The following is a 23,675-nucleotide window of genomic DNA, read 5'->3' as shown; positions in this document are numbered from 1 at the left end:
GAAGGAGATTTGTGAACCGTCTTTCTAAAAACCAGAAATTTTATCTGTTTCTTGCCTTCATGCTTGTCGTGGCCATAATTGAAGCAGTATTATGGTTTTCCGGATACCGGCTTGTGGCCGGTACGGTCGGCGCAGTGATGATCACGTATCTTCTGTGGGATGTTGGTAAGGAACAAAAATCGTCGTAAAAGGTAAGGCCCCCAGGTTTTGATTTTCCTGGGGGCCTTACTCATTCTGTGTAGGTGTAGTAGCGGGTGTGATGATAGGGGTATTATTCCGTACTTCGTGCAACTGCTGAGCACACCTGGTGGTTGTTGCATTAGACGATCAGCACCGAAAATCTTGCTAACCAGGAGATTATCGCCGACCCAACGTACTCGAGCTTTGTGTCAAACCTTGAGGATGCTGCAGATGGCGGTGATGCTGTCGCGGCTGAGAACCTTAAGGCACTCTCGGAGCTAACTGTTGAAGAAAAGCAACGTCTTGCCGAGTACCTTAAAGGGGGATTTGAATCTGAGTTTGACAATTCCGTTTCAGAAGAACAGGGGGATGTGAGGGTCACGACGTCCCGGGAGCGTTCTAGCTGGGGGACGTCTACCAAATACATCAGTGTCCGCACCTACGTCACCTTCATCAATGTCAAAGTTATGGAGACGCAAGTGACTGGGATTTACGAGGTCGGTAATGGTCGAGTTAATCGCGTTCTCGCCCATACGTGTAATGTCACTCGGAACTATGATCTCTTTTCTCAGGTCACTACCGAGAAGACCGGTTCGTATGTCTCTGGTAACCAGGCCAGTTTCCTGTGTAATGTGACTGTTAAGCGTGGTGCCCCCACTCCCTGGGGTCCGATCTCCTGGAGTACACGCAGTGCAACGCAATTTGCAGTCGGCAATAGTCGCGGTCATGTTGTCAATTCCGGCGGATGTAATAGGCTACCGCACCTTCTCTAGCTACGTTTCTATGCAGTGTCTAGGTAAAACCACTTCGGTTTTACCTAGACACTGCTCTTTTTGATGTGAATGCCGCTTAATTACGGTGTATATTTCTTCTGCTGAGCGCCTGTTTTTGTGGTTCACGGTCTCGCCAGAGCAGATACCCTATGGGGCCTGCAACTGGAATATAAAGCACGATGAGTCCAAAGATGATTGTGTGCTTCAGGTCTCGGCGATCGCGAAGGAGAATTACAAAAACTATGAGGTGCATGGCGATGATAATTAGTGCTAAAACAGCCATGATTCCATCGTTCACTGAATATACTAGTGGTGATGCCCTGTCTAAGTGCATGCTGGTGTACCTCCTGATTATGGTGAAGGGGGTGCTAATCATCCATAGTAGTGACATGCACTTATGTATGTGTGGCGATTGTGAAAGTAGATGCACCAACCACTGCTGAGGATGACGACCGATCTTCACTCCCGGACTTTTCCTGCTGGTCATTGGGGGTAGTGATTGGTCTGGCGCTGTGGCTGACCTGATCGACGGGGTGCGGCTGTGGTGGCCGTGCGTTTGACGATCTTCTGACGCACGCTCCGTAGCCGCGTGGGAATCGGTGGCCACGCCAGCACCGATACGTGCATTAGTCTATTGCGCTAATGTATTGCCCCTACCCCCCTTATCGGCAATCACGGGGCGTTCTTAGGAGACTGTCAAAGTATGTTGATCGGCTACGCGCGTTGCTCCACCGACAAGCAGGATCTGCGAGCACAGAAGCAGCAATTGCGGGATCTCGGGATCGAGGATGCGCGGATATACGTCGATCACGGATATACGGGCCGTAACCGTGAGCGGCCGGGGCTGAAAGAAGCGATCGCCGCGACCCGGGCGGGGGACACCCTTGTGGTGACGAAGCTAGATCGGTTGGCGCGGTCGGTGGCCGACGCCGCCGAGATCGCCCGCGAGCTTCAAGACCGGGAGGCCCGGCTACAGATGGGCACGACGGTCTATGATCCGGGTGATCCCTTCGGCCGGATGTTTTTCAATCTCACCGCGACGTTCGCGGAGTTTGAGGCCGACCTGATCAGTCAGCGGACCCGGGAAGGGCTTGCGATCGCCCGGGAGAAAGGTCGCCTCCGGGGGCGGTCGAGCAAGTTCACTGCCGCACAGCAGCGGCACATCGGCGCGCTCATCGACGGCGGCGAGCACACGCAGGCCGAGATCGCAGCACTGATGGGTGTCGCCCCCTCCACTATCAGCAGGTTTGCGAAGAAGTGGCGAGCGACGGGGAATGGCGGTAACCCGGCCGGGTAACGACCGATAACAGTCCTTTCGGTATCTATCGACTTTTCTATGGAGTGTGTTGAGCTCAAACTGTGTCTGTTGGAGATCACTTGGGGGAATCGGACTTTACGGTTGCCCGTGCAATTAGTCCAAATACCGCGGATACAAGGATCGCTCCCATGAAGCTGAAGATAACACCGACTCCCTCTTGGGCACCAACTCCAAAAGAAACCCCGAATGACATTACCGTGGATAGGCCCGATGCCAGTAGGAGAGAGAAAAGGATTGCTTCGCCATTTCTGGATGCCCTATATTTGGAAAGTGATGCTGAACAGATTGCAAGCGTTATCCCACAAGCTATAACTTGCCAAATAGACACTTCGGCCGGAGGCCGTATTTGGAATGTGTCGCTGATGGAGTGATAATCATTCCATGAAAGCCATAGTGCGGCAGTGATAATTCCAAGGAGGTAGGATGTGAATGCTGGGCCTATAATGCTTCGTAATTCACTTCTTTTCTCCCGTTTTTTCATTTCCCTGGCAATGATTGCTATTCCGATTGCTGTTGGAAGTATCACAAACCATGTTGTGCCGAAAAGAAACTGGATAGGTTGAAACAAACTTCAACTCCTAGAGATTATCGAGATGGGTGCCAGTCACGGCCAGCCAGTAGGCGTCGCGGAAGTCTCGGCAATTGTAGTGTCTTGGGTCTACTGCTGTGTAGACGTTGCTGCATACTTTTTCCATGTCTTGGTAGAGGCGCTCATTGCAGTCCCAATAACCTTGGCCATTTCGGTCAGCTCTGTCCATGCATATGTCATGTCGCGCGCATGCTCCACTGAATTCAGCATTTTGACCAATTGCTGGGTATTGGTTTGGGGAGTGTGTGCAGTAATCATGGCGTCCGTAGTGTTCCCACGATTTAGCTTCATCAATACACCCCCAGTAGTCGTAGTTGAAGGGGATGCTTACGCCGCCATAATGTTTTTGGCTAGAGTCTGGGAGTGGGCACCGACTTAATGCTCGTTTGAGCCTGGTATTTTCTTCTCGGTATCCGTAAGGATTATCCTTGGGGACGTGGATACCGTTTGCTTCTAGAAGCTCGATTACCAGGTTATTAACCTCTTTCCCGATTACAGAGCTATCCCCGGATTCTGCTATAAGGCGCCTGGTATCCATTTTCTTCTTAGAGAAGCTTTGTTTTGTTAAGATGGGGGCTTCGGTGTCTTGTGTCGGGGAGTCAGTGGGGTAGCCCCATTCGGAGTTTTCGTATCCGCGTGCGGACCAGATCAGCAGGGGAAGCCCCATAATCTCGTGGGCTCCAAAGCTGGGGTGAGAATAGATCATTCCGCCAAAGAAACGGTTAAATTTACCTACACCATCGGGTGTTTTTGTTTGGTCCCCAGTGGGATATTGGAGCGGTCCGTGTTCGCCTCCTAGCTCTTGCCAGCGGTCGTAGATTTCTCCACTGATTGAAGCTAGTCCCTGCAATGAACCATAGATGTGCGACCTCTGGAAGTCTTGCTTTCTTCCTGTGCCGTCAGGGAGCCCGTATTCATCGCTAGTTGGGTAGCCCATGTCGCCAGCTTCCCAACCATTCCTCGCCCAAACAACCGAGAAGTGGGTTGTGACTGAATGCGCGCCGGTTTCCGGATGCCAGTAGATGAACCCATTGATGAATTCATTGCGTCGCCCCACTCCATCGGGAACCCCTAGCTCATCTGACTTTGGCCACGTCAAGAAGCTGCTGGGGCCGCCAAGGGAATCATATTTCTCTCGAATGCCTCCACAAACCTTGTAGGGGCTTGGCCAGTAGGTTCGGCAGTTCACCGGTTCTGACCGTTTTACTCGCCTGCCGTGCTGCATCGAGAGCTTCTCGGATGCTTCTTGCATCTCGGCTCTGTCTGCTTCTTCTTTTGTGAAGCCACCGGGGATGGACTCTCGGTCTGACCTCATCTCGCCGGGCCGTAGCTCCGGGTTCGGGTTGTCCGTAGGGTGCCACCCCTCTCCCGAGCTGTTTGATATTTCGTTCTTATCGAATCCAGGTTCGGTTGGTTTGAGGTTGTCTGCACGGGGCTGGACCGATAGCTCAGCGCCGTTCTCTTCGGTAAAAGAAAAATGTGAGGGGGCAGCATTGGACTGCGGCAACAAGGTTATTGACAGTAAAGGTGTGCCAAGGATCGTGCTGAAGCGTCCTGGTTTTTTGCATGGTTCTAGACTCCTCTGTACGCATCGATTGTCGTGCATGGGTGGAGCTAGCTGTCTTGCAGCGTAGCAGTTTTATGCTTCTCACGGCAGAGTTTCGCGAACGCCGGCCATCACCGGTTCGCCCGGCGGATCCGCCGGGCTGTTGTTTCGACCAGCGGCGGTCATACGGTGCTGGCCTATCGTCCAGCCTGTTCAGTCCCGGTGGCGGACGCGTGCGATCCGGTGCAGTACCTGCGGCATCCAGCCCGCGAGGATCAGTACGCCGATCAGTCGGATGATCTGGACCGCGGCGACGGCGGGCCCGGAGTCGGCCTCGTCGGCGATGATGAGGACGGTCTCGAGTCCGCCGGGGCTGGTCGCTAGGTACGCGTCGAGGTAGGGGATGTCGAGCCACCAGGTCAGTAGTAGAGCGGTGGCGGCGCAGCCGGCGATGAGGGCGGTGATGAACAGCAGTGTGGCGGGCAGGGTCCGGGCGAAGGATTTCAGCGCTGGGACGGATAGTGCCCCGCCGGCCATCCAGCCGATTGCCATGAACGCGACTGCGGTGACGGCTCCGGGGAGGGCGAGGGTGAGGCGGTCGTCGAGAAGCGTGTGGGCGAGGACGGTGAGCAGCATCGGCCCGAGTATCGATGGTGCGGGTATGTGCAGCCGGGTCCCCACGGGCTGCCCCACAGCCATGATGATGAGGAGGATGAGCAGGCCGATCCGGGAGAAGTCTGTGGTCGTGTCGGCCGTGGGGTGGGTGTCGAAGCCGATGAGCATCGCGGCGAGCGGCAGGGAGAGCATCACGGCCAGCAGTCGGAGGTACTGGGTGAGGGTGACGTAGCGGTAGTCGGCGCCCATGTCCCGAGCGAGGAACGGCATGACGGAGGCGCCACCGGCGAGCATGGAGAGCACACCCGTCGAGCGGCTGATCTCCCGGTGCGTGTGGTGCAGGAGCAGACCGCCGGTGACACCGATCCCGATGGTCGCGGCGGACACGACGAGCCCGGGGATGAGATAATTCACCAGTTGGGTAGCGGGCGTGGCCGTGAGCGGTGCCGCGGCGAGGATGGCGATCACCGCGCGGGCCGCCCGGGACGCGGGGCCGGAGAGATTGATGCTGCGGCCGGTGGCGACGGCTGCTGTGGCGGCGACGAGGATCGAGGCGATCACCCAGCCCGCGGGCAGACCGATGCTGGTGAACACCCACCCGAGGATCAGCGTCGACGGTACGACGGCAAGCCACCGGCGGTCGATGCGCGGGGCGTGCACGGGCTCTCCTCTCCGCCGGTCATCGGGTTTCCACCGTCCATTGTGCCCATCGTTGAACCGTACGGATTGGATCCGGGTACATTTGACATCCAGCCCTGATGGGTGACCGCAGTCACCTTTCCGGATCCCTTGAGAAAGCTGGTGACCATGGATCTCGCCCTGCCCGCGTGGCTCATCCTGATCGCGGGCGCTGGTGTCGCCGGCTGGATCGACGCGGTGATCGGTGGTGGCGGGTTGATCCTGATCCCGCTGATCCTCGCCGTGGCCCCCGGGCTGGCCCCGGTGACGGCGCTGGCGTCGAACAAGTTGGCGGCGGTGTCGGGGACGGCGTCGGCGGCGTTCTCACTGTGCCGGAAGGTCGGTGTGGACCGGTCCCTTGTGATCCGGTTCGTGCCGGTGGCCGCCGTGTGCTCCGCGGGCGGTGCGCTCGCGGCGAGTGCGATCGACAAGTCCCTCATGCGGCCGATCGTGATCGTGCTGATGGTCGCGGTGGGTGTGTTCGTGGCGCTCCGCCCGAGCTTCGGCACCGGTATCGCACGCGAGGCGCCGAAAGGCGTACGGCGTCTGATCGCGGTCGGCGCAGTGGCGCTGATCGCCGGCTACGACGGCATCTTCGGGCCGGGCACCGGCATGTTCCTCATCATGGTGTTCACGGGTGTGCTGAGCCAGAACTTCCTCACGTCCGCCGCCCTGGCGAAGGTCGTCAACACGGCGACGAACGTCGGGGCGCTTGTCGTGTTCGCCGTGGGCGGTCACATCTGGTGGATCCTCGGCCTGGTGCTCGCGGTGGCGAACATCGCGGGTGCGCAGATCGGTGCCCGCACGGTGGTGCGCGGCGGTACGGGGTTCATCCGTGCCGCGCTGCTGTGCATGGTCATCGTGATGTCGAGCTATCTGACGTACACCCAGGTCCTCGGTGGCTGATGGTTCCCGACGTCGCGTTCGGGGAGTGGCTCGTCGCCCACCGCGCACCGTGGATGGTGGCGGTTAGTGAGGTTCTTGCGGAGGCGTTCCGGCCCTGGCATGTCCTGGTGTTCGCTACGGTCCTCGCGGTGCTGTTCCTCCGCCGGTTCGGGCGGGCCACCGCCGTGCGGTTCTGGTGCGCGGTCGTCCTCGCCCAGGTGGTGACACATCTGCTCAAACCCGTGGTGGGGAGGGCCCGGCCGCCGGTGGAGTGGCGGCTCGAGGTGGAGCCCACGGCGGCGTTCCCGTCGGGACACGTGACGGGTGCGGCGGTCCTCACCGGAGCCCTCGTGGTGGTGTTCTGGCCGGTGCTGCGCCGTGTCGGGCGGTGGGTCGCTGTGTTCGTCGCGGTCACCGTGACCGTGGCCGTGGCGGCGAGTCGGCTGATTCTGGGGGTGCACTGGTTGAGCGACACCACCGCCGGTGTCGCCGTGGCGGTGGTGTCGCTCGGTGTGGTCGGGGGAGTGGACGTGATCAGGCGGCGGCGGGGTTGCCCATCGGGACGGTGATGACGACGTAGGCGCCGAGGGCGACGGTGGTGCTGTGTTATTCGATTCATCACATCCGGCGTTTCGTCCGCGCCGTCGCGGTCGCGGTCCACGGATCCTCCGGCCACGGGTGCTTCGGGTAGCGGCCGCGCATGTCCGCGCGCACCCCGCTGTAGGGCCCGGACCAGAAGCTCGCCAGATCATCGGTCACCGCCAGCGGCCGTCCCGCCGGTGACAGGAGATGGAACAGCACCGGGACCCCGGTGATCCTGGGTGACTCCGCCAGCCCGAAACACTCCTGGAGCTTGCAGGCCACGACGGGTTTCTCCCCCGAATAGTCGATGGCGTGACTGTTCCCGCTCGGTACGGTGAGGCGCTGGGGCACGAGTTCGTTCATCTGCGCCGCCTCCGGCCAGGGGAGCAGTCGGCGCAGTGCGGCGTGCATGTCGATCGTCCCCGGAGGGGTGCCCCGGGCGATACGCTCCAGATCGGGAGCCAGCCAGGCATCCAGATTCGCCAGCAGCTCCCCTTCCGCCACCGACGGCCACGGATCGCCGACGTGGGTGTGCAACCAGGCGAGCCGGTCGCGCAGGTCGTTCGCCGCCGCCGAGAAGGTGAACACCCCCAGGCCATCGGTCCGTAGCCCCTCCGCGATCGCCTCCGAGGCGTGCCGCTTGTCGACGCTCGTCGGGGTCGAACTCAGCTCGATGGCCCCGGCGCTGCGGACCTTCCGGGCCCGGATCCGCCCACCCTCGAGAGTCGCGGTCACGGTCTCCGACACGCCGACCACGGCCAAGGCGGTCTCCTCGTCCAGCCGGGCGGCCGCCCGGATCACCGCACCGGTCCGCCCCTCCCGCGCCGTGGTGCGGGTGACCTCCGCGACGGCCAGCCACTCCGCGTCATCCAGACCCGTACCGCCGGGGAGGGTTGCCCGGGTACCGCTGGCCAGCAGCCAGTCGCCGCCGGTTCTCCGGGCCACCTGCTCCGGGTACGCCAGCGCGGTGACCAGGCCCTCGGGATGCGTGGTCGGATAGTCCGTCCCGGCCTCCGCGCCGCGGGCCAGCCGCATCAACCGAGCGGCCTCCCGGCCGAGCCGCCCCCGCTCCGCACGGGCCTGAGCCGCGACGTCCCCACGGGGTTGATCGGCGAGCAGTGCGACCGTGCGCGCCGCCCGCTCGCCGAGCAGCGGAACGGTCAACAGCAGCGCCCGTGCCAACCGGGGACTGGCGGGAATACCCGCCAGCCTCCGTCCGAACGGCGTCACAGCCCCATCAGCGTTGACCGTCCCCAGGCGTCGGAGCACCTGCTCGGCCTCTGTGATAGCTGCGGCGGGCGGGGCGTCGACAAGCGGAAGCCCCACACCACGGGGTGTGCCCCAGCACGTCAACTGGAGCGCTGCCTGCGTCAGATCCGACGTCGCGATCTCCGGGGTGATGTGTGGCTGCATCGTCGAGTACACGCGGGGCTCGTAGCAGCGCAGAACGGTTCCCGGGCCCTCACGACCGGCGCGACCGGCCCGCTGGTCCGCCGAGGATGCGGCACACGTCGTGGTCACCAGGCCGGTCATGCCGCGTGAGGCGTCCCGCCGCGGGACCCGGGCGAGCCCCGAATCAACGACGATCCGCACTCCCGGCACCGTGAGCGAGGATTCTGCGATGGACGTTGCGACGACGATCCGCGGCCGGTCCGCAGGCGTCAGGGCAGCATCCTGCGCCGCAGCGGCGAGCTGTCCGTGCAGCGGCAGCACCGGCACGCCAGGGGCGAGTCCCTGGATCGTCGACACGACCCGGTCGACCTCCCGCGCGCCGGGCACGAACACCAGCGCCGAATGCCCGAGTTCCGCGACGGCGTCCACGGCCACCCGGGCCATGTGGTCGAGGAACGCCCACTCCACACCCCGTGCACCCAGCCGCGTACCGCCGGGAATGTACCGGACGTCGAGCGGGTGCGTCACTGCCTCGGTGGACACCACAGGGCCACCGATCAGACCAGCGAACGTGTCGGCGTCGATGGTCGCCGACATCGCGGTCAGCACCAGATCGTCACGCAACTGGTGCAGCTCGGTGAGCATGCCCACCAGCAGATCGGTGTCCAGTTGGCGTTCGTGCACCTCATCGAGGGCGACGGCATCCACACCTGCCAGTTCCGGATCCGCCAGGAGTCGGCGCAGCAGAACCCCCGGCGTCACGAACTGCACCCGCGACCCCGCATGATGCTCACCGCGCACCGTGAAACCCACTCGGTCACCCAGCCGCGAGCCGTCCAGGTGGGCGAGCCGCCTCGCCGCCGCGCGGACAGCCACCCGCCTGGGTGCGGTGACCACCACCTTCCCTCCGGTGATGTTCGCCAGGGCCGGCGGCACCAGAGTGGTCTTACCGGTGCCGGGCGGGGCCTGTACGACACAAGCCCCGGTGCCAGCCAGGGCGTCGCCGAGCGTACCGACGGCTCGCGCCGCCGCAAGCCCGGCACCGATGCGGGTCAGATCGAAGGTGGACACGGGGGAAGTGTATCCACCGGGCGCTGCTACGGTGATCTCATGGCACAACTGTTCGAACCAGGTGCGCTGCCCCGCGAACCTACCCGCATCATCCCCGGAGTCGTCCACCTGCCCGCCTGGCTCGCTCCCGACACGCAGTCCCGTCTGGTCACCGGCGCCCGTGCCCACGCCCGCGGACCGGCCGCCATGCGCCGACCCGTCCTGCGCAGCGGGCAGATGAGTGTCTGGATGACCACGCTCGGGCTCTGGTTCCACACCAACCCGTACCGCTACAGCTCCCGCACCCCGGACGGAACGCCTGTTCCACCGGTTCCGGACCTCCTTTCTGATCTCGCTCGTGGTGCGCTCTCCGCCGCCGCCCGCCACGCACCGGAACTCGATCCCTGGGTGGAGAACTACCGCGCCGACGCCGTACTGATCAATTACTACCCACCTGGCGCAAGGATGGGGATGCACCGTGACGACACTGAACTGAGTGATGCCCCGGTGGTGAGTTTCTCCATCGGAGCGACCGCGATCTTCCGCATCGCCACCGTGGATGGACGGACCCGCCCCTGGCGGGACATCCCGCTGGAATCCGGCGACGCCCTGATCTTCGGTGGGCCCGCGCGCCTGGCGTTCCACGGGGTGCCCCGCCTGATCGCGGACACCACGCCGGACAACTGCGGGCTCACCGAGGGTCGCATCAACATCACGATCCGCCAGGTCACCGCTTGACCGGGCTGTGGATGAACCGGGTTGTCGAGGTGCCTGTACACAGGGGGCGGTGTCGGCCGTCGATTGCGGGAAAACCGGTGTCCTAGGGTGAAGCCATGAATGACACCGACGATCTCGCCGCCCGGGGTCTTGTCCTCGGGGCGGATGACAGGATCCGGCCGAAATGGGCCTGCACCTCCGATCTCCTCCGTGACTATTACGATCACGAATGGGGCCGCCCCGTCACTGATGAACAGGGACTGTTCGAGCGCATCTGTCTCGAGGGGTTCCAGGCGGGACTGTCGTGGGAGACCATCCTGCGCAAGCGTCCCGCCTTCCGGGAGGTGTTCGCGGGATTCGACCCGGAGGTGCTCGCCACCTGGGGTGACGCGGACGCCGACAGACTTCTGGCTGGCTCCGGGATCATTCGGAACCGCGCAAAGATCCGCGCTGTATTCACTAACGCCCGCGCCACGCTAGTCCTCCGGGAGAGCGGCGGGCTACCCCGGCTGGTGCTGTCCTTCACCCCGGAGCAGTGGATCCAGCCCGACTCGGCTGCTGAACAGCTCACCACCAGCCCGGAGTCGTTTGCTCTCGCCAAGGCGCTGAAAAAGGCTGGATTCTCCTTCGTCGGTCCGACCACCTGCTTCGCGCTCATGGAGGCCGTCGGCATGGTGGACAACCGGATCAGGGGAGCATCCGGCCTCATCGAAGAATGATGCGGAAGCCCCGTCACGTGGTTGTGTGCCTGACACCTGCTGGATCACTGCGCGCGAGGAATACATGGAGGGAACCCCGGCCAGTTATCCAGGGTTCCAGTGTTGATCATCCTGCCCACGTCAGATCCACGGATACCGGGGCCAGCGATTGACAGTGACTGATGTGGATATGGTGGGGTGAAGAGTATCCCCATGTCTGGGGGCTTTTCCATGATGGTGGGGTCCACCCGATCGAGACGCTGGCAGAATGAACCCATGAGCACATCAAGAAACACGGGCCGGATCGCCGTCGTAACCGGCGCATCCGCAGGTATCGGAGAAGCCTGCGTTGAGGCGCTGATTGCCGACGGGTGGACGGTCATTGCCGGGGCGCGACGTATCGAGAAGCTTGAGGCGCTCGCCGAGCGGACCGGCTGCATCGCCCGCCACCTGGACGTTACCGATGATGCGAGTGTGCAGGAGTTCACCGCCGACATTGAACGCTGTGACCTCCTGGTCAACAATGCTGGTGGTGCGTTGGGCCTTGACCCCGTCTCCGAAACCGAGATCGAGGACTGGACCTGGATGTATGAGGTCAACGTGCTCGGTACGCTGCGTGTGACCAAGGCACTGCTGGACCGTCTCACGCGGTCACACGGGCAGGTCATCAACATCGGGTCGATCGCCGCCCGTGTCCCCTACGCGGGCGGCAGCGGATACAACGCCGCGAAGCACGGTGTCGCCGCGCTGACCCGGGTTTTGCGCATCGAGACCGCCGACACCCCATTGCGGGTCTGCGAAATTGATCCCGGGCGCGTCGAGACCGACTTCTCCCTCAACCGCTTCAAGGGGGACACCGAGCGTGCGGCCAGCGTCTATGACGGGAAAATCAACCTCACCGCCGCAGACGTTGCCGAAGCCGTGCGCTGGGTCGCGTCCATGCCGGCGCACGTCAACATCGACACGATGCTCATCATGCCGACCGACCAGGTGTGATCCCCGTCTTTACGGCCCATCCCGGGCGGTAACATCTGGCACATGACTGTTGCCGCCCTCTCCACCCTGCTCGTCGTCTGGATCGCGGCGATCGTCAGCCCCGGCCCAGACACTCTCCAGATCATCCGGCTGGGTGCCCGCAGCCGGGCGGACGGGGTGTGGTGCGCCCTCGGGATCTGTGCGGGCAACACCCTGTGGATCATCGCCAGCCTTATCGGGTTGTCCGCACTGATGATCACCCACCCCGGTCTCCTGCACTTCCTGCAGGTCATCGGCGGCGGCTACCTCACGTGGATCGCGGTCAAATCCATCCGGGTAGGAATCGCGGGCAGAAAGGAGCGTGCCCGGGTGCCGGCGAACCGTGCGGGCACCACCACCGTCGAACGTGCCACGGCACCGGCTGCATCTTTCCGCACCGGTCTCGCGACCAATCTGTCCAACCCCAAAGCGGTGCTCTTCTTCGCCGCGATCTTCGCCCAGTTCGTCGACCCGGAGGGCGGTCTCATCGCGGGGGTCACGATCCTGCTCATCCTGACCGTCACAGGGGTCGCCTGGTTCGTCGGGTTCGCCCTCGCGGTCCGAACCCTCGCCGTACGGATCATCCGCAACGCCCCCCTGATCGATCTGGTCAGCGGTGTGGTCTTCGCGTTGATTGCTGCCTACATGCTCCTCGAAGGCCTGCACGGGGTCGCCACAGCGGTCTAGACTCGCGCACTGAACCCGTATCCTTCCGAGAGGCTCACACCATGATCATCACCACCACGGACTCTGTCGCCGGGCGAGAGGTCTACGAGTATCTCGGCGTCGTCACGGGTACCGGTGCCGCCTACACTCTGCGTGGCAGCGAGGCGAAGAAGACCGAGACCGCACTCAAAGCGCGGGACAAGGCACTCCACATGCTCCGTGAGGAAGCCGCTGAGCTGCGTGCTGACGCGATTCTCGGGCTCCAGGTCAGTCACCCGTATTCCGGAGGTATCGGGAACGTCGAGATCATGTTGACCGGTACCGCTGTGCGCCTCATCTGATACCGGACGCTGTCACGTCGATATCCCTACACTCGGTGATGAGTCACACCACCATCACAAGGAGAACAGGCCATGATCGTTTCCACCACCCCGACCATTGAGGGACGCGAGATCGGTGACTACATCCGTGTCGTCGCCGGTGAAACCATCGTCGGTATCAACGCGCTGAAGGACTTTGCCGCCGGATTCCGAAACATCGTCGGTGGGCGTAGCCAGGGATATGAGCAGGAAGCAGCGACTGCCCGCGAATCCGCTCTCGGGGAAATGGTGCAGCGGGCTATCGACCTCGGCGCCGACGGTGTCGTCGGCGTGTCCATCGAGTATGCCGTCCTAGGACAAGGCAACATGCTGCTCGTCGCCGCCACGGGAACTGCGGTGCGATTCACCTAGGACAGCAACCGGGCGGACAGTGCCAGGTACCACTGACCACGCCCGTACACTGGGACGTATGGAAGCAGTCGACGTCGCGATCCGGGACGACACAATCAAACTCGGGCAGTTCATCAAGCTCGCCAACCTCGTGGACACCGGGGGTGCCGCAAAGGAAGCGATCGCCGCCGGTGAGGTCACGGTCAACGGTGAGGCCGACACCCGGCGGGGTCGTACCCTTCGGGTCGGGGACATTGTGACAGTGGGTGGAGCGTCGGCACGCGTCGCCGCGCCCAGCGACGATGACGATGACTTCTTCGACGAAGCCACCGCCAACGATGACTTCGACCCCGAAAAGTGGAGGAACATGTAATGCCCGCGTTCATGGCGCAGGACGGTATGCCGTTCTGGATCGACCTCACGACCTCCGAGATGCGGAAAACCGCGCACTTCTACGCTGAGATCCTCGGATGGGACGTTGAGGAGGCCGCCCCCGGTTACCGGCTCGCCCGCGCCCAGGGCCTGCCCGTCGCAGGTTTCATCGAACAGCCGCAGGAGGCGACTCAGCCCGACACGTGGATCACGTATTTCCTCACCGGCGACATTAGCTCCACCGTTGCCCGCACCCGGGAACTCGGCGGCACCGTTCTCACCGATCCCTTCGAGGTCCATCTCGGACAGGTGGCTATTCTCGTGGACTCCGCGGGTGCGATGTTCGGTGTGATCGAGCCTTCCGGAGAGGAACGCTTCGTCTCCGGTGGGGAACCCGGCACCTCCGTGTGGCACGAACTCACCGCTACCAGCGGCTACGACCGCGCCGTCGACTTCTACACCGAACTGTTCGGCTGGACCGTCCGCAGGCTCGACGAGGACGGTGCCCGCTACACCCTCATTGATGTCGATGGTTCCCCGTTCGCGGGAGTCTGGGACGCGGAGGGCACGTTCCCGCCGCAGGTTCCCGGCTTCTGGCAGACGTACCTCGGTGTCAAGGACATCGCCGCGACGGCGGAGAAGGTGACCGAACTCGGCGGGGAGATCATCCGCGGCCCCTTCGACGCCGAGTTCGGCACCATGCTGATCATCGCCGATTCCACCGGCGCAACGCTCACCCTGTGCGAGGCCGATGAGCCCGTGGAAGAGGGCAACGAGGCAGACCCGTTACAGGGCATCGACCTCAGCCAGTTCGACAACTGACCGATACCCCGGGACCCGGGCGGCACCCCTTGGGCCGCCCGGGTTTTCTGCTGCCCCGGTTCTCGTTATTACGTGCTAACACGCACTAGTGAGAGCTGTTTCCCCAGTTCGGCCTCCCGGGTGTTGTGTGTTTGCACGTACTGACGACGGCCGGTGGCACCCCGACTCCCGGAGGGGGCGATCAGGCGGCAGTCAGGGAACCGGACGGGACAGGCACCAGTCCGCCGATCTTCCGACGATACGGGGTCTTGTTATCACGTGTTAACACGTACTAGTGACGCGTAGTGTGCCTGGTCGTTTCGGTACTGCAGAGGTGTTTGCACGCACTGGCGGTATCCCGACAACGTACGACTGCGCATCGACGCCACGCTCACGACGTATTAACGATGCCCAGCAGCAGAGAGCGACAGGGGGAGGCAAGGGGAGTGGTACCCGGGGTGAGCCTTCCGGCCCGGTGCGCGTGTTGAGTGCGGTGCCGTCGTGTCGAGGCCGGTCGGTGCCGGGTACCCCAGGTGGAAGGTTAGGCCCGGAGGAATTCGGCGGCGTCCTTCGCCATCTTCCGGGCGACGGTGGGTGTGACGATGGTGTGTTGTGCCGTATAGGTCAGTACCTCGGCGACGTGTTCCGCCCACCGGAAGCGCGGCACGGTGGTGTCCTGTTCACCGACCTGGATCAGGGTGTGCGGCCAGGTGGCGGGGTCGGGGATCTCGGCGTCGCCGCGCACGGTGTCGGGTAGTCCGCCGAGGTGCAGGCTGGGGCGCGTGAGCAGGAGCTTGTCGACGTCGTCCGCGACGAGGGTGGCCAGCGCTGCACCGGAGGATTCACCCCAGGCGGCGACGTGCCGTGCACCCTGTTGGCGGGCGTGGGCGATGGCGGCGCGGGTCACGGCGCACATCGCGGTGACGGAGTGTTCGGGTGCGAGGGGGTAGTCGACGTCGATGATGGTTGTTCCGGACAGTTCCGCCACGGCGGCGACTCCGGGCCGCCAGGCGTTGTCGAGACAGGTTCCGGCGCCGCGCCACCACCCGCCCCCGTGGAGGCTGACTGCCCAGTCTCCCGTGGGTTCGGAGGGGGTGAACATGACACCGATCCCGGGAAGATCCTCGGCGGTGACCCCGCCGAGGTAGTCGACACCGGGCATGCGGTGTCCGGCGGCGGTGCCGAGCATGAGCATGGCGGCGTGAGTGAGCCGGTCAGGTAGGCGTGCGGCCCAGTCATCGCAGGTGGGCCGGTCGCTGATACCGCCGGCCCAGGGCGGGGTGCAGTCGGGTGCAGGGTGGTGTTGGTTGATGTACCAGGTGAGTTGTTCGAGCTGTCCCTCTTCGTCGAGTCCGCCTTCGGTTCCGCCGACGACGAAGTCACGTCCGGTTGCGTCGTCGTGGATGACCTGGGGTCTGTCGGGTGTCGCGCTCATGGTGGCCATGCTACCGGCGGGTAGTGTCTGGCCAATGGATATGTTCGCGTTGCGCACGCTTGACACTCCGTTCGGCCCGTTGACGGTGGTTGCCGGTGATGCGGGTGTGCGCCGGGTGCTGTTCCGCGGGGCGCTTATCGACGACCGTCCTGGTTCCGGTGTGGCGGCGCGTCACGCTACACAGGCGGTCGGGGAGATCGGGGAGTATCTGGCGGGGGAACGTCAGGTGTTTGAGGTGTCGTTGGATGTGCCGGAGCCGGTGACGTTCACGCAGCGGGCGCAGGCGGCGTTGCGGGGGATTCCGTTCGGGGAGACGGTGAGTTACGCGGAGCTTGCGGAGTTGGCGGGTAATGCGCGGGCGTTTCGTGCGGCGGGGTCGGCGTGTGCCTCGAATCCGCTGCCTGTGCTGGTGCCTTGTCACAGAGTGTTGGCGTCGGGCGGGGGCATCGGCGGTTTTGCCGGGGGTTTGACGTTTAAGCGTGGGCTTTTGGAGTTAGAGGGTATGCGTTTCTAGGCATGCTGTCCTGTGGTTGTGGGATTTTTGGTGTGCGTATGAACTGCTTCAATTGGGCTATTTTTTGCGGGGTCAATTCCTGATAATTACGGAACTGGTGTTGCTATTCAGTTCTCTTTATTTGGGCGGTTGAGCTGCGGAATTGATGATATTATCTATGCGCTAGGATTTCATTTAGCTGTGACGGCCCAATTGGGATCACCGTTGTGGTGCCTGTGTGGTATTTCCTCAAGGGGTAGCACAGGAATGATGTTTAATTTCTGCAATAGGAGCAGTGCATGGAAAAAAGAAGAACATCAGCCAGGTTTGTGGGTATGGCCTGTGCTGTTGCCGTGGTGGTCACCTCTGCTGCGATTCCAACGTTTGCGGTTGAGGTTGGGGAGGGACACCAGAGTGTTCGTGGATTTGACAGTGGTGCCGATCTCGCTGTTAAGCCTTTTTATGAGGAGAAAACTCTAGCGGAGGGGGGCAATGATGGATTCAATTGCTACCGCATTCCCTCGCTCGGAGTCGCGCCTAACGGAAATGTCCTGGCTTCATGGGATGGCCGTCCGGATAATTGTGCGGATGCGCCACAGCCGAATAGCGTTGTCCAGAGAATATCTGGAGACAGTGGACTATCCTGGGGGGATCAGCAAACAGTCGCTGCTGGTGATCCGATTGTGCCCCAGGGATTCTCAGATCCTTCGGTGGTTGTGGACTGGGTAACTGGACGTGTCTTCAATTTTCATGTGAAGAGCTTTGACCAGGGGCTTGGGGGATCGAGGCCGGGTACTGCCCCGGATGACCGATCGGTTCTGCATGCCGCGTATGCGCGGAGTGAGGATGATGGTGTCACGTGGTCTGCCGATAACGTGATTACTGCGGAGGTTACCGGTGACAATCCGTGGCGTTCGCGCTTTGCGACGTCGGGTAACGGTATTCAGCTTCAGTACGGACCGCACGCCGGAAGGCTGGTTCAGCCAGCGATGGTTGTCACCGAGTCTGGCAGCTATGAAGCGGTGGCATGGTTGTCCGATGATTATGGGGAGACCTGGTATGCGGGAACCCCGTGGGGCGTGTCGATGGATGAGAACAAGATTGTTGAACTCTCCGACGGAACGCTGATGAATAATTCTCGTTCATCTGCGGGCAACGAGACTTATCGCAAGATCAGTTACAGCCGTGATGGTGGTGTGACATGGTCGGAGCCCACGTTGGACCATTCACTTCCGGATCCACGGAACAATGCCTCCATCATTCGTGCGTTCCCTAATGCCCCGGAGGGTTCCGCAAAGGCGAAGGTGTTGTTGTTTAGTAATACGGCGTCGACCACTGCACGTGAGGCCGGTACCGTCAGGATGAGTTGTGATGATGGACAGACGTGGCCGGTGGCGAAGGAATTTCGGCCGAATGATGTTCAGTACACGTCGATGGCGACGCTCCCGGATGGCTCTGTCGGTCTTCTTTTTGAGGGAAGTAACAGGGGGAACAGTAACAGTATTCACTTTGCCCGTTTCAATCTGCCGTGGTTGGGAGCATCGTGTCTGGGGTCCGAGGTGGAGTCACCCATTGTTCGGCCTGGGGAAACAATCTCGGTTTCTGCGCTGCTGACTAACCCTTTTGATGACGATATTGTTGATCGAAAACTTGAGATCGATCTTCCTGCCGGATGGGTGACCGAGACCTCTTCCGTGACTATTCCTGCTGGTTCTTCAGTTCCGGTGGAGTTTACTGTCACCGCTCCTGAGAATGTGTCCACTGGACAGGTGGATGGGCTTCTCCGTATTGAAGATTATGGCTTGTTCAAGCAGGGTCACTTCCGGGTCCATGTCGTGGATGGAGTTGAATCTTCTGAGAAACAGGTGACCATCGATCCTTCAGTACTGAATGCTGCTGATGTGAAAAAGGCGGGAGATGTTATCCGATACAATTTTCGGGCTACGAACCCGTTTGATCACCCGATCGGGATAATTCCCGATGGTGAGCTTGAATTCTTCGATCCAGATAATGCACCGCAAAACTGCCGCTGGAAGACCTTCCCGGCGAACTCCGTTCAGAATTGCGGTTATGCCCGGCATACGGTCACTGCTGAAGATATTGAAAGAGGCTACTATCAGCCGACGGTGACCTGGAGAATTGGGCCGGAAAACGATGCTGTCACGGTGCACAGAACCTTTGAGCAGGTTCTTCCGAAGGTTGATCTCCGAGAAGGTATTACGAAGGTTGGGGCGGAGCTATCCATATTGCCTGTCGCTCCGTTGGAGTCGAACGGTTCGACGTTGGAGAAGGACATTGTCGTTCAGGTCGCTCTCCCCGAAGGGCAGGATGAGATCCCTGACGGTACCAATGTTGCGTTGTACCTGGATCTCGTGAAGAAGGCAGAGGTTCCGGTGAGTCCGGAAGGTCTAGCAGTAATCCCCGTGAGCGTGGATAGCGTGGCAATTAACGGTGAGTCGGTTGATCATCGTCTGCGGGCGCGCCTGACGAGCGGGAAAGAGTCCGGCCATGTCCTGGTGGGGCCCGATGCGACGGGTGTGCTGAGAGTTCTGCCGCAAGGTAGAAATAATGTGCAGCGTACGCTCACTGTGGGTGAGCAAGCAGATCTCATTTCAAATGGAACACCACGGAGCATCCAACTTGTTGCTCTGGTCTCTGGTCCGGAAGGACCGGTGAGCGGAGTACCGGTGACCTTCAGGGTCGCGAATAAAGATCTCGATCCTGTGTTGACCGACAAGGATGGGTACGCTTTTGCGCGGTATGTGGTGGAGCCACTGCCTGCGGGAGCGTCCCCCGTGACGGTTATTGTCAACGCCGAGATCCCGGAGACTTCCGACGAAACGACCGATTATCCGGGAGTTCAGAACACAACCAGTTTCACGGTGTCGGCGGGGGAGGAAAAGCCGGTCGGGAGTTCAGAATTTTATGCCGGATCGAGTGTGGGGTCGAGTGTGCACGACGGAGTCTTTGATCTGGGGTCAGTATTCCGATGGGGTTTCCGCATGTCCACGGTACTCGTCGGATTAAATTCAGCTCTGGCATGGCTGCATGATCTGCCTATTGTCAAGTGGTGGAACGAGCTCACGGGTTCTCGAAACCACTGAGCTGCTGTTGGACAGTGGGCGTCCCGGTTTCCGCTGATCTGCACAACACTGCCCCGGAACGCTCATCAGCGTTCCGGGGCAGTGTTGTGCATGTGGTTGTCCGGTTCACGGCGCTGCCCTAGTCCCGCCGCTCGCTTAACGGACGTCGGTGCCTGGCGATCCAGGTACCGATGGCCAGGCCGGTGACCCAGGCGAGGAGCGGGATGCCGATGAGGGTGGCCAGGAGGTTGGTCCACCGTTGAACGGCGTTGACCTGGTGGAAGACCCCCTCCAGGAAACCGTTCCCACCCCCGTCGAGCATCTCGCCCAGGACGGGGATGAAGGCGGCCAGGGTTCCCGAGATCGTTCCGCCGAGTCCGATGATCAGGCCCTGTGCGCCGACGTACCGGGCGAGGACCCGGGGTGATCCACCGACCGCCGTGAGGACATCGGTGTCCCTGCGGGATTCCGCGGCGGTGAGCAGCATGAGCAGTACCACGATGCCGTAGCTGATCAGGCAGGTGATCAGTAGTGGGATCATCCAGGTCAACTGTTGGTAGGGCGGTTCGTTGGCCGTTTCCACCCGGAGCGGCTGGTCCCTGTTCACTTCCGTGCTCATCCGGAAGGAGTCGAGGGTGCTGATCGGGTCGAACGTACGCACCAGGGTGCCCGCGTAGGTGGTTCTCATGCCGATCTCGGTGGCGGTCTCCGGGGTGAGTAGCCAGACACCGGGGCCGTCGAGGGGGATGACCGTCGCCGGGTGGGTGAGAACCTCGTGGTTCCGCGGTTCCTCCGTCGCTGTGACGCCGCGGTGGGCGAATCCACCTGTGTTCACGGTCTGCGTGGCGTGTTCGTTTTCCCGGGGTGACGGGGATTCGTGGTTCCGTCGCTTCTCTCTGCCGAATGCCGCCTGACCGTCGACGGTGAGGTCCGGATCGGTGACGACGATCTCGCCCTTGTCCAGCGCCGTGCGGATCGCGGCGCGTTGTCTGTCCGTGAGTCCCTCCAGTGCGGTGACCGCTGAGCCGTCGTTAATGAGTACGTTGGTGTGGATGCCGGGGAGACCATGGGCGTTCCAGTCTTGGAACAGTGGGGGGTCGAGGTAGAACTCGTCGTCGGCGGTCGCGCTGCCGGCGGCGGCGAGCCCCTCCCAGTCAGTGGTGTTCCACAGTCCTGGTTCGGGGGTGAGGATGTCGCTTTGTGCGGTGCGGGGTGCATCGAGGATCCCGTCGATGCGTCGGTGTGCGGCATCGGGGGTGAGCTGGATCGCGCCTGTCGTGGTGAACAGTGCGGCGTCGTCCGGAAGTCTGTTCTCGCCCTCGTACACGGTCGACGGGAGCCACAAGATGCTGAGGAACGTGGTGGAGACGAAGGTGATGCCGGCGATCGCTCCGACTGCGGGAGCGGTCCTCGTCATGGAACGTAGTGCGTCGCGTGAGGCGAGTCTCCCGGGGAGGGGGAATCGTGCGGCGACGGCGGCTGTCCCCCAGAGTAGGACAGGGGCAGACAGGACTAGCCCCAATCCGAGCAGAGGTTGGGTGAGGGCGTGGATGAACGGTGAGTCGGCCGTGACGCCCCACCATGCGGCGATGAGCATGATCACTGGTCCGATGATCATGGGCCGGGAGAACCGGCGGATCCTGGTGCTGCGTCCGCCACGGAGTGCAACAACCGGATCCTGCCGCCCCATCTGTAGTGCGGGGAGCAGGGAGGCTCCGACACCGACGATCAGTGAGGTGATGATGACCAGGAGTGCGAGGTCCCAGGGCCAGTAGACCGCGGACCCGGGATCGGTAAGCCCGATCAGCACCCGTTCGACGGGGAGGGAGAGCACGCTGCCGAGGACCGCACCCACGGCGCCGACCATCAGCCCTTGGATGAGCAGCACGTGGCGCAGATGCGTCGGCGCTGCGCCGGTGGCCGACAGCAGACCCATGAGCCTAGTCTGACGTCTGGCAGCGACCGCGAAGATTGGCGTGACGACGGCTATGACGACCAGGAGTGCGAAGGTGAGCAGTATCCAGTTCAGGAGGGCACTGTCACTGGTCAGTCCCCGGAGGATGTCCCGGGCAATGGGGGCCGTTTTTTCACCCTGCGCCGCTCGGAAACTGATGTCGACACCGGTGCGGCCGGCCCGTTCTAAGACCTCACCATCAGCGGTCCGGTCGGTGAGTCCCGGGGGGATCAGATAGTTGACCTGCCACGGGGACGTCTCGGGGGCACCGGTGAAGGCGGGATCGTCGATGATCCGTGCCCCCGGGACGTCGGCGAGGGACAGGAATGTTCCGCTGGGAGTCGGGCCTGTGTAGGTGAGTTCGAGGGAGTGTCCGGCACCGTCACTGTCCAGAACCGTGACGGTCGCTGTGTCACCGGGTTCCAGACCGAGGCCTCTCGCGGTGTGTCCCCAGGTCATGAAGGAACCGGGTTGCGGTGCTCCGGTGACGGTGTCCGGTAGCGCGGTCGCGGTACGGTTGAAGCTGGTGCCTTCGGGCGTGGATATCCGGACCTCGGTGTCCAAGGTGGCGATTGGGGTGCCGGGGTCCATTCCGAGGTTCTCGGACATCCGCTGACGGTCGGTCTTCGCGACGGTGGCGGCATCGGGCCCTTCGCAGAGGTCGTCCCCAGCGGTGCAGGGCGTGTGATCGAGCCACACGCTGTCGTAGCCGCCGGTGGGATCGGTCCCCTGGTTGGTTCTCTCGCTGAGAACGGCTCCCGTGAATACGAGGACCGCCATGACGGGCAGGGCGAACAGGAGGACGGCGGCGAGGGAACGCCACCGGTGGCGGATCAGGTCGCGCCGGGCGATCCGGGCGGAGGTGAGCCAGGCGTTCATCGGGCGTCCCTCCCGGTGCGGTGCTGGACGAGCTGTCCGTCGCGAAGCCAGATGGTGCGGTCGGCGTAAGCCGCGAAGCGTGGTTCGTGGGTGACTAGCAGGCCTGCTGCGCCGGCGTCGATCCGCGAGCGCAGGAGCATCATCACCGATTCCGCCGTGGTGGTGTCGAGCGCGCCGGTGGGTTCGTCGGCGAGCAGTAGGGAACGCTGACCGGCGAGGGCGCGGGCGATGGCGACTCGTTGCGCCTGGCCGCCGGAGACCTCGGCGGGGAAGCGATCGGCGAGTTCGGCCTGGCCGATGTCCGCCAGCGCCGCGAGCGCGGCGGTGCGTGCCTCGCGGCGGGATACGTTGTCGAGCTCGAGGGGGAGGGCGACGTTCTCCGCGACGGTGAGCGTGGGGACCAGGTTGTAGTACTGGAAGACGAAGCCGACGTCACGGCGGCGGATTGCGGCGCGCTCCGTGGGGGAGAGTCCTGCGGTGTCCCGCCCGTTGATGATGACGCGGCCGTGGTTCGGGGTGTCCAGGGTTCCGGCGACGTTGAGGAGGGTCGACTTCCCGGAGCCCGAGGGTCCCATGACGGCGACCAGTTCGCCGGGGACCACGGAGAGGCTGACATTCTCGAGGGCCGCGATGGTGTTGGGGCCGTCGGAGTGCAGTCGGGTGACGTTCTCCAGCGTGAGGATGGGGGAGGTGGTCATGATCGGAGGCCTTCCGGGTCGGCGAGGGTTTCAATGTGGTCGAGCCAGCGTGCCTCGGCCTCAAGGTCGAAGATGCGGCGTTCGAGTAGGAGACGTTGCGCGGTGCGGGCCGGGGGGATCGAGGCCTTGGCGAGGGTGATCTCGCGGAGCTCCTGCATCGTGGCCTCGCGTTGCCGCTGGATGAGCTCCCGGCTGTCAACCCCCTGGATGACGGTTGCGACGGCGATCTTGATGACCAGATCGTCGCGGTCGTTGCGGGGTCGGAGGGTCGGCTCGTTCCACCACTGCTCCAGGACTGCTCGTCCGGCCTCGGTGGTGGTGTAGATGTCGGCGGGGTGGGTGGAGGTGGTGTCGGTTCCGGTTTTCTCGATGAGTCCGTCGCGGTCGAGTCGTTGGATCGTCTGGTAGACCTGCCCGATGTTCATCGGCCAGATCCCCTGTGTGCGGTCTTCGAAGCGCTGCCGGAGTTTCCCTGCGCCGCAGGGTTCGTCATCGAGGAGTCCGAGTAGCGCGAACTTTATTGACATCGTCGGATCCTTAGACAATC

Annotated in this window: 23 protein-coding genes; 14 read left to right on the top strand and 9 right to left on the bottom strand. The window is 62.5% G+C overall.

Annotated features, from left to right (window positions below; genetic code table 11):
- The first annotated feature begins 11 nt into the window (after positions 1-11).
- Positions 12-188 (top strand): hypothetical protein, encoded by a 177-nt coding sequence (locus QWU44_RS06045; RefSeq protein WP_370914774.1) that lies wholly within the window; start codon positions 12-14, stop codon positions 186-188.
- Positions 189-1,029: 841 nt separating this feature from the next.
- Here the strand turns inward: QWU44_RS06045 and QWU44_RS06040 are convergent.
- Positions 1,030-1,329, bottom strand: a complete 300-nt coding sequence (locus QWU44_RS06040) for a hypothetical protein (RefSeq protein WP_370914773.1) — start codon at positions 1,327-1,329, stop codon at positions 1,030-1,032.
- A 327-nt stretch (positions 1,330-1,656) separates the two neighbouring features.
- Between QWU44_RS06040 and QWU44_RS06035 the strand changes: the two genes are divergently transcribed.
- Positions 1,657-2,250 (top strand): recombinase family protein, encoded by a 594-nt coding sequence (locus QWU44_RS06035; RefSeq protein WP_370914772.1) that lies wholly within the window; start codon positions 1,657-1,659, stop codon positions 2,248-2,250.
- A gap of 76 nt (positions 2,251-2,326) precedes the next feature.
- On the opposite strand, the gene QWU44_RS06030 is transcribed toward QWU44_RS06035, so the two are convergent.
- From QWU44_RS06030 to QWU44_RS06020, 3 genes are all read right to left on the bottom strand, one after another.
- Positions 2,327-2,839, bottom strand: a complete 513-nt coding sequence (locus tag QWU44_RS06030; RefSeq protein ID WP_370914771.1) for a hypothetical protein — start codon at positions 2,837-2,839, stop codon at positions 2,327-2,329.
- A gap of 10 nt (positions 2,840-2,849) precedes the next feature.
- Entirely contained in the window at positions 2,850-4,466 is a 1,617-nt protein-coding gene (locus tag QWU44_RS06025) for an LGFP repeat-containing protein (protein WP_370914770.1), read from the bottom strand.
- Positions 4,467-4,619: 153 nt separating this feature from the next.
- Positions 4,620-5,681, bottom strand: coding sequence for an AbrB family transcriptional regulator (locus QWU44_RS06020; protein ID WP_370914769.1), 1,062 nt, complete (start codon positions 5,679-5,681; stop codon positions 4,620-4,622).
- Positions 5,682-5,828: 147 nt separating this feature from the next.
- On the opposite strand from QWU44_RS06020, the gene QWU44_RS06015 reads away from it, so the two are divergent.
- Both QWU44_RS06015 and QWU44_RS06010 read left to right on the top strand, forming a co-directional pair.
- On the top strand, positions 5,829-6,605 hold the full coding sequence (locus QWU44_RS06015) for a TSUP family transporter (protein WP_370914920.1): 777 nt from the start codon (positions 5,829-5,831) through the stop codon (positions 6,603-6,605).
- Complete coding sequence (locus tag QWU44_RS06010) at positions 6,605-7,153, top strand: phosphatase PAP2 family protein (RefSeq protein ID WP_370914768.1); 549 nt, start codon at positions 6,605-6,607, stop codon at positions 7,151-7,153. The genes QWU44_RS06015 and QWU44_RS06010 overlap by 1 nt, the downstream gene beginning before the upstream one ends.
- Before the next feature lie 49 nt (positions 7,154-7,202).
- Here QWU44_RS06010 and hrpB read toward each other — a convergent pair whose 3' ends face one another.
- Complete coding sequence (gene hrpB / locus QWU44_RS06005; protein ID WP_370914767.1) at positions 7,203-9,629, bottom strand: ATP-dependent helicase HrpB; 2,427 nt, start codon at positions 9,627-9,629, stop codon at positions 7,203-7,205.
- Positions 9,630-9,668: 39 nt separating this feature from the next.
- On the opposite strand from hrpB, the gene QWU44_RS06000 reads away from it, so the two are divergent.
- From QWU44_RS06000 to QWU44_RS05965, 8 genes are all read left to right on the top strand, one after another.
- Positions 9,669-10,346, top strand: a complete 678-nt coding sequence (locus tag QWU44_RS06000) for an alpha-ketoglutarate-dependent dioxygenase AlkB (protein ID WP_370914766.1) — start codon at positions 9,669-9,671, stop codon at positions 10,344-10,346.
- A gap of 95 nt (positions 10,347-10,441) precedes the next feature.
- Positions 10,442-11,044 carry a DNA-3-methyladenine glycosylase I gene (locus QWU44_RS05995; protein WP_370914765.1) on the top strand — a complete coding sequence of 201 codons (603 nt, stop codon included), beginning with the start codon at positions 10,442-10,444 and terminating at the stop codon, positions 11,042-11,044.
- A gap of 255 nt (positions 11,045-11,299) precedes the next feature.
- A complete protein-coding gene (locus QWU44_RS05990; protein ID WP_370914764.1) occupies positions 11,300-12,019 on the top strand; it encodes an SDR family oxidoreductase in 720 nt (239 codons plus the stop codon).
- A gap of 42 nt (positions 12,020-12,061) precedes the next feature.
- Positions 12,062-12,724 (top strand): LysE family translocator, encoded by a 663-nt coding sequence (locus tag QWU44_RS05985; protein ID WP_370914763.1) that lies wholly within the window; start codon positions 12,062-12,064, stop codon positions 12,722-12,724.
- Positions 12,725-12,765: 41 nt separating this feature from the next.
- The gene (locus QWU44_RS05980) at positions 12,766-13,044 is read left to right on the top strand and encodes a heavy metal-binding domain-containing protein (protein ID WP_198735146.1); all 279 of its coding nucleotides are present in this window, start codon (positions 12,766-12,768) and stop codon (positions 13,042-13,044) included.
- A gap of 72 nt (positions 13,045-13,116) precedes the next feature.
- Entirely contained in the window at positions 13,117-13,434 is a 318-nt protein-coding gene (locus QWU44_RS05975) for a YbjQ family protein (RefSeq protein ID WP_370914762.1), read from the top strand.
- Between the two features lie 58 nt (positions 13,435-13,492).
- On the top strand, positions 13,493-13,786 hold the full coding sequence (locus tag QWU44_RS05970) for an RNA-binding S4 domain-containing protein (RefSeq protein ID WP_198735144.1): 294 nt from the start codon (positions 13,493-13,495) through the stop codon (positions 13,784-13,786).
- Entirely contained in the window at positions 13,786-14,607 is an 822-nt protein-coding gene (locus QWU44_RS05965) for a VOC family protein (RefSeq protein WP_370914761.1), read from the top strand. The genes QWU44_RS05970 and QWU44_RS05965 overlap by 1 nt, the downstream gene beginning before the upstream one ends.
- A gap of 520 nt (positions 14,608-15,127) precedes the next feature.
- On the opposite strand, the gene QWU44_RS05960 is transcribed toward QWU44_RS05965, so the two are convergent.
- Positions 15,128-16,021 (bottom strand): alpha/beta hydrolase fold domain-containing protein, encoded by an 894-nt coding sequence (locus tag QWU44_RS05960; RefSeq protein ID WP_370914760.1) that lies wholly within the window; start codon positions 16,019-16,021, stop codon positions 15,128-15,130.
- Positions 16,022-16,055: 34 nt separating this feature from the next.
- Between QWU44_RS05960 and QWU44_RS05955 the strand changes: the two genes are divergently transcribed.
- Together QWU44_RS05955 and QWU44_RS05950 are read left to right on the top strand one after the other, a co-directional pair.
- Positions 16,056-16,535, top strand: a complete 480-nt coding sequence (locus QWU44_RS05955) for a methylated-DNA--[protein]-cysteine S-methyltransferase (RefSeq protein WP_267173319.1) — start codon at positions 16,056-16,058, stop codon at positions 16,533-16,535.
- Positions 16,536-16,813: 278 nt separating this feature from the next.
- Positions 16,814-19,618: an exo-alpha-sialidase gene (locus tag QWU44_RS05950; RefSeq protein WP_370914759.1), complete on the top strand. Its 2,805-nt coding sequence runs from the start codon at positions 16,814-16,816 to the stop codon at positions 19,616-19,618.
- A gap of 118 nt (positions 19,619-19,736) precedes the next feature.
- Here the strand turns inward: QWU44_RS05950 and QWU44_RS05945 are convergent, their stop codons facing one another.
- From QWU44_RS05945 to QWU44_RS05935, 3 genes are read right to left on the bottom strand one after another with little or no spacing between them, the layout of a single operon-like run.
- A complete protein-coding gene (locus QWU44_RS05945; protein WP_370914758.1) occupies positions 19,737-22,430 on the bottom strand; it encodes an FtsX-like permease family protein in 2,694 nt (897 codons plus the stop codon).
- Complete coding sequence (locus QWU44_RS05940) at positions 22,427-23,128, bottom strand: ABC transporter ATP-binding protein (protein WP_370914757.1); 702 nt, start codon at positions 23,126-23,128, stop codon at positions 22,427-22,429. Before QWU44_RS05940 ends, QWU44_RS05945 begins: the two co-directional genes overlap by 4 nt.
- A complete protein-coding gene (locus QWU44_RS05935) occupies positions 23,125-23,655 on the bottom strand; it encodes a PadR family transcriptional regulator (RefSeq protein ID WP_370914756.1) in 531 nt (176 codons plus the stop codon). Before QWU44_RS05935 ends, QWU44_RS05940 begins: the two co-directional genes overlap by 4 nt.
- Positions 23,656-23,675: the final 20 nt, after the last annotated feature.

The organism is Corynebacterium sp. CCM 9203 (genome assembly GCF_041357675.1).
In the GTDB taxonomy this organism is placed as follows: domain Bacteria; phylum Actinomycetota; class Actinomycetes; order Mycobacteriales; family Mycobacteriaceae; genus Corynebacterium.
The sequence above is the reverse complement of the archived record's forward strand: the minus strand, read 5'-3'. Positions and strand labels throughout refer to the sequence as shown.